Source organism: Myxacorys sp. (assembly GCF_059501405.1).
The window spans coordinates 14767-27057 of sequence record NZ_JCACCM010000094.1 but is presented as its reverse complement, the minus strand read 5'-3'; the positions used below and the strand labels follow the sequence as shown (position 1 = coordinate 27057).

Below are 12291 nucleotides of genomic sequence, written 5' to 3'. Positions count from 1 at the left end.
CGTACTCTCGACTATTGTCCACAATTATCCCTTATTGCCCAACAAGTCTACTACAGTTCAAGTTTTCAAGATAATTTCGCTACAGAATTTTGTGTACATAACATGTATTCCATCAATCAAGATAGAAGGTTCAACAACTATAGTTTGAATCGAATACAGTCTGAAACTTCATCAAAAGTATATATTTCTAGTTGAGCTATTTAGCTCGTGTGTGGACCCCCATAACTATCGTTGAGAATTAATCTTAAATATTGTACAAGTCCAGGTATCTTAACCTGTGTCTTCAAGATGAAATGGCGGTTCTAATTGTTCTAGCCGCGCTCAGTGTTCTATGGCTGATTGCTTCTCGCCAATGGCAGCGTCGAGTTATTCTGCCAATGACGATCGTGATCATGCTGTGCATTATCCTCACTGCGCCACTCACAATTGAACTTGCACTCAAAGCATTCGTATTGCCATTACCTAAAGATGCTGGAGAGCCGGTAGATGCAATGGTAATCTTGGGTCGGGGAGAACCTTTTCGTTATCAACGGGTTAATCTCGCTGTTCAACAATGGCAAGCGGGGCGCACCTCAAAAATCTTTGCCAGTGGTCGCCTAGATGCGATCCCGATTCTAGAAGACCTGAAAAAGCAAGGAATTCCTGTGCAAAGGCTAGGAGGTGAAGAATGTTCTTTGACAACCGAAGAAAATGGGTTGTTTACCTCAGTTATCTTAAAGCCTCAGCAAAATCAGAAAATTCTGCTCATTACTGATGCTCCGCACATGCTGCGATCGTTTCTTGTGTTTCAGCGTTTCGGCTATACACCAATTCCTCAAGTAAGTGCGCTTTCTGCAACTTGGAGTGCGCCAAAAAAAGCCAGTGTGATGATGCGCGAAGTGGTAGGGCTGATGAGCTACGGTTTGGCTGGACGGCTCAATCCTCAGACAGCAGTTGAAATGGCTCAATCTCATAGGAGTGCTATCAAAAAAATGATGGCTTGGAATTGCAAAGTTTAGCCGCGATCGTCACAATAGCGGGTGCTAGTTTTCCCGTAGACTTGAAAGATCGCTAAAAGCTCGCTGTTTGTGCAATAGCGTTTAGTGAATTTGAAGCGAACTATGAATAACTTCCCCAATTTTGCCCAGTATCATTATCAAGTCGAGAAAGAACTAGGACACAATCGGGCGGGTGGGCGTGCCACCTATCTAGCAACCGACACCCGAACTCAGCAACAGATTGTGATCAAGCAGTTTCAGTTTGCTAAATCGCAAAGCTGGTCAGACTACGATAGCTATGAGCGCGAAATCCAGGTTTTGCGGGAATTGAATCATTCCGGTATTCCGCGTTATCTCAATTCTGTGCAGACCGAAGACGGATTTTGCATGATTCAAGAATACAAGCGGGCAGATTCCTTGGCGGTGCCCCGAAGTTTTGATCCAGATGAAGTTCGTCAAATTGCGATCGCAGCGTTGGAAATCTTGGTTTATCTACAGGCTCGCATTCCTCCCGTAATTCACCGAGACATCAAACCAGGAAATTTACTCGTTGATGACGCCCGCCAAGTTTATCTAGTTGATTTTGGCTTTGCTCGTGTTGGAGAAGGCGAGGTTGGCGTCAGCAGTGTGGTAAAAGGAACGCTGGGCTTTATGCCACCAGAGCAACTGTTCAATCGACAGTTGAGCGCCGCTTCTGATCTATACGGGCTGGGTATGACCCTCATTTGTCTACTCACAGGAACAAAGGCGGATCGAATCGGTGAACTCGTTGATATCAGTTACAAAGTCAGCTTTAAACATTTGGTTCCCCGGCTGAATCAGCAGTGGATTCAATGGTTGGAGAAGATGGTCGAACCTAAGATGAAAGACCGTTTTCCCCATGCATTGGCAGCGTTGGCGGCAGTTCCTACGTCTTCGATTCGCCCGCCAGAAGCGCACTTGAGCCAATCTACACTCGTTTTAAATGTAGAACGACTGGGAGATGTGTTGACGCAAACGGTATCGCTCACCAATCCGATTCCAGATACGACCTTATCGGGGCATTGGGAAATGGCACCCCATCCTCAAGATCCTCATCCAAACCTCTACCAATGGGTCACGGTTGAACCAACTACGTTTACAGGAAACAGCGTTAACTTTCAGATCACGATCGAGACAAGCAGGCTCTTGGCAGGCAAGCTTTACTCCCGTAAGTTATTACTACACACCAATACATCGACCACAACCTGCGCACTGAGTCTTCAAGTTCAAACCGGACAGATTCCAGGTTCGTCTCTGATGCGTTCCCATCGATTACTAGCACTTTTGGGACTCACTTGCTTGGGGTTGGGATGGTCAACGGGTTGGGGTGTACAACGATTGGGAATTGCTACTTCACCAGTCGAATTTGGTACTATCTTGGGCGGTGCGATCGGGCTAGAGGGTGCAGCTTGGTTAATGCGCTCTTCGGGTTGGCGAGTTGGAGCAACTTCTAGTACGTTTGCTGCAACGGTACTGGGAGGAACAATGTTGTTACATGCTCTCTCTAGTAATATTGCAACCGTGATTGGCTCCGCAGTGGTGTTTGGCGCAGGATTAGGAGGCGTGAGCGGCGCACTAGGCGGGCTGGCAACGGGAACTACGATCGAAAAGCTGCTAGTAGAGAGAGAGCAAAAGCAGTTTGTCATCGTTTTTTCGATGCTCACGGCAGCTTTGGGAATGAGCTCCGGATTAAGTTTAAGCTTTAATTTTGCGAATTCTGGGTTGCTGATGCTAGCTGGAGTGAATAGCCTAGCCCTAACTGTTCTGCTCGCTTACCACCAATTACGACGGGCAAAGACCGTTTTTACCCATCGCAAATCTGAAAAGCTTTTAATCAAACCATGAACGTGATTCGATCGACTCCGGTATCGATTTGTTAGCAAACGTCTGTTTCCCTGTAGCTAGAATCTGATGAGCTTATCAAGTATGAATCAACCTGAACCCAGCATTCAAAAAAACTCCGCGAATAGGCTGTTGGGCATTGATTGGTGTCGTGGGCTGGCTGCTTATGCAGTCGTGTTAGTGCATTCAGGCGATGAAACCTGGGGTGTTCCAATCAGTCAAGAAGCGATCGCGTTCAGGTTGCTCTTCTATTTTGCAGTGCCATTTTTTCTTGCTACCGCCTTTTACTTCCTAACGCGTAAGTCAGCCATTAATCTTTCCTCAAAGTTTTGGAAGTCGAGAATTCATCGTATTGTCGTTCCTTATATTGTCTGGAGTGTTATCTATCTCATTGTCCGATCGTTTTTTTTTATAGCCGCACACAAGTCAGATCGCCTCGCTGAACTTTTTCAAGATCCATTAGGGCTTGTTTTCTTTGGTCGTGCTTCCTATCAACTTTACTTTTTGCCACTTCTACTGGCAGGTACTTCCTTACTTCTGGTTGCAAAGTATTTGCTCGATCGCAAAATCAACTTACTGGGACTAACCGTTATTGCAGTGGCAGGCATTGCAGTCAACCAACTGATCTATGCGACCGGAAATGGATTCCAACTAGGAGAAGGGATTGCGTTTGCTAGCATACTCAAGTGGATACCTAGCGGAATTGGGTATACGATCGCTCGGGTTATCCTCGTTGAAATGGTTTGGGTTATTTGGTGTGTTCCTTACCTTTTCACTGCTTTAATTTTGCATCGCCTCTTAGCTACGCCAAAAATCTCCAGGTTACAACCACAACCCTTAGCGATTTTATTTCTAGTGTTGTTTATTCTAACCGCGACATTTGGAAAGGTATGGTTATTTCATTCTCTGCAAGAGGTGTTGGTTGCCTATTCCCTACTCCTTCTTGGAATCTTTGGCTCGCATTACTTCAAGAAGAGCAAGCTAGCTGCCAACCTCGGAGCGTGTTCTTTTGGTATTTATCTAATTCACCCAATTCCGATGAACATTGTTAAAGTTCTGCTTGCCAAAGTCTTTCCTTCACTGACTCAGCAAGTCTCGATCGCTTCAATGCTAACGTTTTCGATATCTAGCTTTTTACTGAGTTGGCTGATCGTTTCTCTTCTAAGCAGACACAAATCGCTAGCTCAATATGCGTTTGGAGCCTAGCGGCTAGAACTGTTACGGAAGGGAGAGCTAGACCTTGAACCCGGCGTTGGTGAATCACTGTGCGATTTGCCTGACTGGAACGTGAGCGAGACGTTCACACTCCCAAATGAATTCCAGATTTTTTGTAGTGTGAGCATCTTGTTCACGCTCCTGATTCATTCCTTCATTCAGCAACGCCATTGAATCCTTCTACCTGAGTAGAATCGAAGTCGACCTCTAATGCTTTTGCTGCCTCCCTTCTGAGCTGCCGTTCTTGCCATGGTAATCCCAGCAGAAAGCTCATCGAAATCATATAGCCTGGTTCTTCCATTTGGGTAAAAATGCAACCGATTACAAACACACTCAGTAGAGTGACTTTCGAAGTATCATCTAGACCAAAATATCGCCAGACTAAGTAACCCAGATACAGGTAAGCACCTAATCCTAAGAGTCCTAAATCGCCCCAAATTCCAGCCCAACTAAAAATCGGACTGAATACACTAGAGCCACTTGTGAGCCAGAAGCCCGCCACAAAATCCATAGATTGTTGACCGATCGGTGCAGTAGTAGAACCGAGAGGACTCAAGAGAGGCGAATAATCTCTGAGAAACCATGCGCCCAAACGGCTGACTGTGTGTCCTGGTCCAAGCCCTATTAGCCAGTTCAAGAGAGACCCATAGTTATCAAGAATTAAATGAATTGAATAGAATTTTGCATGCCAGGCTAAGCCATCAGCCCCATAAAGCTCTGGTCTTGCCCAAGCGGTGTATGGCTTGAATACTTCTACATTTTGTACGCACCATATTCCAACAAACCCAGCTAGAAAGAGACCAATCAATAGTTTTAGGGTTTTGCCAACGTCTTTTGAACTGACTAGGATCAAAAGCAACCATGCAATTCCATAGGCAAGAACCAGTTGCTTAGAATCAGAAAATAAAAGATGCCAAAGTGCTGCCAGCACTACAGTAATCCGTATCCACAAGGGAACTGTTCTCTGGTTCACAAAGTAGACAGCGAAGGCAAGAGATACGGTAGCGGCAACATAGTTGCCCGCCCCCGACAAAAAAAATACTCCTCCGCACCCGTCAGTTCCATTAAATCCGGCTGCATTAAGCTGACCCGAATCAATCAGAGGCTTTTGAGCCGCAGCTAGTAGAAAATTAATGAGTACAGAGTAATAAAGAAAATTCCTGATAGTTGTGAATGATTTGACCGTCAAAGAAATACAACTGAACGCTAGGAGAAACATGAAAGGTTCGCCAAGCATCGTGAAGCTGATGATCGCATTAATGAGACCCGCTTTATTCCAGAGTGCACTAGCCAGTATCACTCCAAACAATCCCAACAAACCGCCTAGAAACGAAAGAGCAAGCGAAGTCTGCTTGGGATCTTTAGCGCGAGTCGTGAAGATCGCGATCACGCACACGGAAGGAATAATGGCAAAGTGCAGTAAATTGAGCAAATCAAAACGGAGCGTTGTGGCGGCGATCCGCGAATAGAAAATGCTACAGAAGGCAGCAATGATCAAGGTGGAGTTTTTTAAGTATGCGTTCTGCTGTTGCATTTACATCAACTCTGAATAAAATTGCAGAAACTGAGTTGCGATCGCTGATTTTAGGAACCGTAAATGCACGTCTGATTTGTTCAAGACAACTGATTCTAACGTATGGTCGATGGACTGAGCCAGGCTTTTAACGGCGTCTCCTGCCAAATCAAAATAACTGCAACTAGACAAACCGATTTCTCTAAAGATGGGAATGTCGGAACAGACAACCTTACATGAAAAGTATAGTGCTTCTACTAAAGGAATGCAGAACCCTTCTAGAGCTGAAGCAATGACAAAAAGCTGGCAGTTTTGATAAAGCCAGCAGAGTTCATTATCGTCGATCGCAGAGAGCAGCAGTACTGAGTTTTCTAGCGAAAGTTCCTGAATTAGGTGCACCAATGTATCGGTTTCAGGACCGGAGCTACCAACAATGATCAACCTGGTTGCTTCGTTCAACCGACCTGTATTTCGCAACAACGCGTAAGCTTTAATCAGCAAATCAATATTTTTATTTTTGCGATGTTGCCCCACACATAGAATAGTAGGAGCATCAAAATTACCATGCAGAGCCTTGGGTCGTTTTGCCGCAACTTGCTCAAAATCAACAAAATTATAAATTACACTTGTCTTTTTACGAGAGACAACCTCAGGAAAATAATCTTTCAAATCACCTAGAGTGGCTTTAGAAGCGCAGGTTAAGCCATCACTACTCTGGATACATTGTTGAAAAAACAAGCGGTTGAATAAAGCTTGCCGATAGCCGAAATTTTCAGGAAATTGGTAGGCGTATAAATCGTGAATTGTTGCCACTACAGGGCAGGGAAAGCGTGATTTCAAGAATGGTAATGGAAAAGCTAAGTGAACAATATTTGGAGCAAGCTGCTTCACTACCCTTGGCAGCCCAAATAGAAACCAAAGATTCCTTGAAATTGAGCTGTTCTTAATATCAATGCCAAAAATTTTGATTTTTGGAGATGAAAGAGCAAATGCTGTTTCAAAATAGGTTTTCTGCCATGCCCCAGTCACGAGTGTCACTTGGCTAATCTGGTCTAAATCTGCCAAGCAGCGAGCAAGATTTGCGGCGTGCCGACAAACACCCGTTGGCTGAGAAGGTCGGTGCAAAACTGCAATCAGAATATGCATGATACGAGTGGTAAGAATGAATCAATAAAACTTAGGAGGTTGGTGTTCATATTATTTCGCTGGTTCTCTAGGCGTTTGAACTTGTTTTAGGGAATCAGCCACTAGATTAAAGGTTGCAATTTCCTCATAAGTTTTTGCAAACTGCTTACCTTTTGCCTCCCAACTGTAAAATTCTTGGACTCGCTGTTGTCCTGCTTGTCCTAGTTGTAGACAGAGCAGTGGATTGCGATGCAGTTTTACCATTGCCTCTGCCATGGCTTCAACAACCTGATGCGGATTCTCCGCTGCAACCTTGAATCCAGTTTCAGACGTCACTTGGGCGGCAGGACCACCTAAATCTAAGCAAAGAATCGGTCTACCTGTTGCCATTGCCTCTAAACAAACCCCAGCTCCTGAATCGTGTAAGCTGGGGTGTACTAGAATGGACGCCTGACCGAGAGTCTGTAAAACGCTATTACGAGGTAATTCGCCCCAGAACTTAACCTGGTTCTCAATTCCCAGCTCTTGTGCCAGAGTCTGCAAGCGTTTAAGTTCGGGACCATCTCCCACAACCCAATACTCGGCGTCAGGAAGGTTCGCTTTAGCGAATGCTCGCAACCCCAGGTGAAAGCCTTTCCAGTGTAGAAGTCGTCCAATGCTGATAAAACGGCATTTCATAGAGTTGTTAACGGGTGTGCATTGAGACAAATGGTCAAGCTCATCCTTTAGCAAACCGATCGCTGGGCAAATGTCTAGCTGAGTAACGCCCAACCCTTTCAAGCGTTTAGCTGTATCCTCAGTGACGGCGTAAGCGAGGGCGCTCCGACGAGCGGTCAGGTGGGTAAATAAATCAAGTTCTCCCACCGCTCTCCAAGCTAATCTTGCAACTTCGTACAGCTTATTTTTCCAGCTAAAGTCTGCCCAAAATGGCAAAGGGGCTGATTCGCCGCCACCGATCGGTCCCCAAATGAAAGGAATGGGTAATAGTGACAGAAAACTGGGGCAGGAGTAGCGAACAAAGGTAACATGCTGAGCTACATCAAATCCCACTTCACGGTGCAGTTTGCGAGCAACAAAATATGCTTGGATTTGCCAAAGGTAGTAGTGTAGCTGCATGGCTCCTGCCTGTCCCCACCTTAAGCTGTCTTGCCAAAAGGGTAATGTGAAGTAGACAAAGTGTAGATTGGGGTTAGGATGACGGTTTAACTCGGCTTCGATCGCCTCCTGGCTCTCATCAGGGCGGGTCAATACCCAAACTTCGTGATATTTAGCAACTTCACTGACAACATTCCAACCAACACCTCGTTCCGATCCCTTCCCTGGTTCGCAGGAGTAAGCAGATAATAGAACCTTCATGGATTTACCAGAATTAGAAACTCAGTAATCAACGCCTATCGTTTTAGGCTCGTAGAGAGCAACTTTGCTAAGAAACTGTTTCGGCAGGATGCAGAGAAACAGAAGTCGTCAAATTTTCATACACCTGCGCAACTTGCTCTGCTGTTTGCCTCCATGTGAATTTACACACTCTTTCCATCCCCTTTTCTCGTAGGACTTGCCGATAGGAAGCAGTATTTCGCAACTGAAGAATTGCTTCTGACATCGCCTGCACGTCGATTGGATCAACCAAAATAGCTGCATCCCCTGCTACTTCTGGCAGTGAAGAAACATTAGATGTGATGACGGGTGCTCCACACGCCATGGCTTCTAACACTGTCAATCCAAATCCTTCGTAAAGTGATGGTGCGATTAGAATGTCTGCTGCATTGTAGATCTCAAGGAGGAGATCCGGAGTAGGCTTGCCCAAATAAGTGACTTTTTGCTCAAGCTGATGGGTCTGAATGAAAGCTTTTTGGTCTGCTGTGAAGTCGTCACCCGCTTTCCATAATCGGATAGAGATCCCCTGCTGGATTAATGTGTGTAAAACCTTGAGAACAGTTACAAGATTTTTACGGTGGTGTGATGAGCCTACGTTCAGTAAGCAGATTTCGTCAGGCGAGGTTGTGTATGTTTGTCTTAGATGTTCTACAGATCCCTTGGGAAGTGGATGAAAGTGTTTGTCTGTTCCGTTCGGAATGACGGTGATTTTTTGACGCTCTATCCCAAGTATCGTTTCAACATCGTTTGCAGTATTTGACGATACTGTAATGACTTGGTTTGCTTTCAACATACCCCGCACCGAATAGTTCAACATTGCTGTGCTGAATGCAGGGAAGCGAGCTTGTTCCCGAAGAAGTTCAGGGTAGATAAACTGAACCAAATCATGACACGTAACAACGATCGGTTTCCCTAACCTTGTCAACCAGTAAGCAACATGGGCATTACTGTGGTCAATGATATGAAAGAGATCTGTTTCTTGTTGTTTAACCTGACGAGGATGGTGCCAGAAACGTTCGTAATATTTGCGTAATCCAGTGCCGGAGTGCCATGAACTATCTTCACCATCCCACCAAGGATCGGGTGCGATCTCGGTAATTGTCCAGTGTGGTCGAATTTGCCTAAGCTCTGACACCAAGTTATCAGCATAGACATCCATGCTGATAGCATTACCCCGTTCTCGGCGAATGATAGTTAGATGCATGAACCTAATCTTTCACCTCAATAATTCTCTAGAGTGCTGTGAGTTTGAAGCGATCGCCAAAGCCGAATAAGACGCTCAGCAATTCGCTCATGACTATAGTGTTGACTGACACGGTCAATGCCGTATTGGCTTACGTGTTGCCACCATTGAGGTTCACGAATTAAGCGTTCTAAAATCACCGTTAATTCCTTAGCATCCTCTTCCTGAAACACCAAATCTGATTGCCCAATCACGTTGGGGATTTCGCCCGAAGACGAGCCAACTACTGGAATCCCCATTGCCATTGCTTCAATCAGCACATGTCCAAACTGCTCTTTCCAGGCAGGAGTTGTACGAGAGGGCAGTACCAAAACGTCAAATGTCCCCAGTTCTTTCGGGGCTTGCTCATGGCGTACTGCTCCGCGCCAGATGACTAGATCGGCAACCCGCTGGTTTTCAGCCTCTTGTCTCAGGGCTTCTTCATCCGTTCCAGAGCCGCACAGGGTCACGCAAACGTTTAGTCCTCGCTGCCGTAGCTCCCGTACCGCTGCAAAAATCAAATCTATTCCCTTCGAGTGAGCCAATCGTCCCAAATATCCGATGTTAAAGGGACGATCGCTCCTTTCAACATCGGATATTTGAGCCGCAACTTTGCGTTCGTGGGGTGAAAAAAAGTTAGGGTCAACGCCCATTTGCGGCATAACCTCTAGCAGCCCGCTGTAGCCCCAATTCCGCATTATTGCGGCTCCATCTTGGTTCCCCGCGATAATAGCTTTGGCTGTTTTCAACACAAACTGGCAGATCCACCAGCGGAGCAAGGGCAGGCGTCGCTCTAAATTTTCCCATCCAAAGACAACCATTGGTATACCTGTGAGTCGGCTCCAAGTTGCCAGTTCAAAAGTGCTGAGGGAAAAAACTTCTTCCTCAATCTGAATAATATCCGGCTTAAAGTCGTTCAATACTCGCCAGAGATCCCAGGGTGAATACAGATGAGCACCGCCCTTACCAGTAAATGCAACCGGAGCGGAATAAAGATGCAGTTTTGGATAAGGGTTTTCGAGGGGCAGTAGGCGATTCCACTCCAACGCTTTCCAGTTACTGGGAGCCAATAAACCAATCTCTGCCTCGCCTGTTTCTGCGATCGCGTTAAGCTTTCCCTGATTCACGCCGACAACATAGGCATGACTGATAATCAAAACCCGTAAACTAGAACCATTCGATACTCTTGAGCATTGAGTATGTATCGAATCAGCAGTAGCGGTCATCTCGTTTCCCATGTTTTAGGGATCTCCTGGATTGCTCATAACTCTGTAATCAACATCCAACTGCGATCGACAATCATGATAGAACTTCAGCTTGACGTGCTAATAATCTCTGGATATCCAGATTTACGATCGCTGCCACATCCTAACCTTCAGATTTGTTTGCAGCAATCAGATTGTCTTATGCTACGTCAAGCTTTTCACACGTAAATGAGAGAGTATCAGGGAAAACAAAATGGAATGGAGCAAGCGTTGTTAGAAGTATTAAATAAGAGCTGCTAACAACACCTAAGCTCACCAATCTCTCAATATTAACCACTGATCTCCTCTGGTTTTTGAAGGTTCGATTTGTCGCTGAGAGATTCCTGATTCAAGGCTTTGAGGTATTGGCGCATGTCTCCAATTACATTTAAAGTCATGCGTTGCCAATTGCTCAAATCTGCCAACCACTGAAAGAACACGATTAAACAAGCAAGTTGTTCCAGGGGGGTTAACTCGCACATAAAGATGGCATGTAAATATCCTTTTATACATAGGAGGCGAGGGGATACAAATCGATGTTTCCTGATTAAACCCATCCATTTTTCTCGCTCTTTCACAGTTTTTAAGCTAGCGGACTGATTGGAGTGGCGACGGTTAAAAAAGAGCGGTTCAGGAATCTCTACAATGGGACCCATGATACTTAACTCAGTTAAAAGTACCTTGTCTGCGCCGTAGTAAGTTCCACTTAATGATGTTTTCTTAAGCTTATCAGCTCGGATCAAGCTGAATACTTCAAAGCACATGCGAACTGACAAGATTTCTCTATAACGCTCATGCGGTTTGTCAGAATCAAGTTGCCGAACTCGATCTGGAGTGGTGGCATTTGCGTTGCTGTGGTTAGTAATTCTTCCTTCTTCATCGATGAGTATCGTGTGAGCACAACATGCAACAACAGAGGGAGAATTTTCTAACACCTCTACCGTTCGAGCCAGAAAACTTGGGGCGATGACATCATCATGGGCAGCCCACTTAAAGTACTTTCCCTGAGATACGTGGAAAGTACGATCGTAATTTAAGGCAGCACCAACATTTTTCTCATTTCGGTAATATCGAATACGTTTATCTTTCTCAGCATATTCTCGACAGATTTCTTCAGTTTTATCTGTAGAAGCGTTATCGGAGATAATGAGTTCAAAATTCTCAAACGTTTGAGCCAGAATTGAATCAATTGCCTGTTTGATGAATTGTTCACCGTTATATACTGGCATTCCAATGCTTACAAGCGGTTCAGTCATCTCTATTGCACTCTTTGAATTTTCAACAAAGCTTTAAATGATAGTAGAATAGTCAGATAGTAGTACTGACTAATCCAGATCCCTACTTACTTAGTACACAGTTAATGGTTAACTGTTCATGGCAATTATTTCATAGCAAAGGCAATTTTGAGTAATCACTTCAGTGTTTTTACCAATCCTTCATAAGAAGTAGTTTCTAAAGAAGTGTAGCTGAAGCACGAGTGCGTCAAGTATGTGAACAAGGTGTGCTCCACCACCTAGCCCCACGGCTTTATGAAAACTTCCTATCCCAGTTTTTCGATTAACTGCAACGTTGTGCCAAATGCTTGACGTCATAAAACAGCAATTGCACCTCGATAACTTTGGTCAGCGAAGATTTAACCAAGCGTGGAATGTGCTCTAATGCAGATATCAACACGGCAGGAGCTGTTTTAGCATCGGTAACATTCATAGCGCTGACAAAGCAAGGATAGCACTACTTCCAACACTAATCGTTTGCTGA

At 45.0% G+C, this 12291-nt stretch carries 9 protein-coding genes; 3 read left to right on the top strand and 6 right to left on the bottom strand.

Annotation, left to right across the window (positions count from 1 at the left end; all coding sequences use genetic code 11):
• Nucleotides 1-293 precede the first annotated feature (293 nt).
• The 3 genes from AC5I6P_RS11160 to AC5I6P_RS11150 all read left to right on the top strand — a co-directional run bounded on the left by AC5I6P_RS11160 (nucleotide 294) and on the right by AC5I6P_RS11150 (nucleotide 4046).
• Nucleotides 294-998: a YdcF family protein gene (locus AC5I6P_RS11160; protein WP_495693833.1), complete on the top strand. Its 705-nt coding sequence runs from the start codon at nucleotides 294-296 to the stop codon at nucleotides 996-998.
• A 102-nt stretch (nucleotides 999-1100) separates the two neighbouring features.
• Nucleotides 1101-2843 (top strand): serine/threonine protein kinase, encoded by a 1743-nt coding sequence (locus tag AC5I6P_RS11155; RefSeq protein WP_495693832.1) that lies wholly within the window; start codon nucleotides 1101-1103, stop codon nucleotides 2841-2843.
• Nucleotides 2844-2924: 81 nt separating this feature from the next.
• A complete protein-coding gene (locus tag AC5I6P_RS11150) occupies nucleotides 2925-4046 on the top strand; it encodes an acyltransferase (protein WP_495693831.1) in 1122 nt (373 codons plus the stop codon).
• Nucleotides 4047-4209: 163 nt separating this feature from the next.
• On the opposite strand, the gene AC5I6P_RS11145 is transcribed toward AC5I6P_RS11150, so the two are convergent.
• The 6 genes from AC5I6P_RS11145 to AC5I6P_RS11120 all read right to left on the bottom strand — a co-directional run bounded on the left by AC5I6P_RS11145 (nucleotide 4210) and on the right by AC5I6P_RS11120 (nucleotide 11789).
• Nucleotides 4210-5589 (bottom strand): hypothetical protein, encoded by a 1380-nt coding sequence (locus AC5I6P_RS11145; protein ID WP_495693830.1) that lies wholly within the window; start codon nucleotides 5587-5589, stop codon nucleotides 4210-4212.
• Complete coding sequence (locus AC5I6P_RS11140; protein ID WP_495693829.1) at nucleotides 5590-6714, bottom strand: glycosyltransferase family 4 protein; 1125 nt, start codon at nucleotides 6712-6714, stop codon at nucleotides 5590-5592.
• Nucleotides 6715-6765: 51 nt separating this feature from the next.
• Nucleotides 6766-8049 carry a glycosyltransferase family 4 protein gene (locus tag AC5I6P_RS11135; protein WP_495693828.1) on the bottom strand — a complete coding sequence of 428 codons (1284 nt, stop codon included), beginning with the start codon at nucleotides 8047-8049 and terminating at the stop codon, nucleotides 6766-6768.
• A 67-nt stretch (nucleotides 8050-8116) separates the two neighbouring features.
• Nucleotides 8117-9226, bottom strand: a complete 1110-nt coding sequence (locus AC5I6P_RS11130; protein ID WP_495693827.1) for a glycosyltransferase family 4 protein — start codon at nucleotides 9224-9226, stop codon at nucleotides 8117-8119.
• 62 nt (nucleotides 9227-9288) lie between these two features.
• Nucleotides 9289-10515, bottom strand: coding sequence for a glycosyltransferase (locus AC5I6P_RS11125; protein ID WP_495693826.1), 1227 nt, complete (start codon nucleotides 10513-10515; stop codon nucleotides 9289-9291).
• Between the two features lie 308 nt (nucleotides 10516-10823).
• Nucleotides 10824-11789 (bottom strand): glycosyltransferase family 2 protein, encoded by a 966-nt coding sequence (locus AC5I6P_RS11120; RefSeq protein WP_495693825.1) that lies wholly within the window; start codon nucleotides 11787-11789, stop codon nucleotides 10824-10826.
• Nucleotides 11790-12291: the final 502 nt, after the last annotated feature.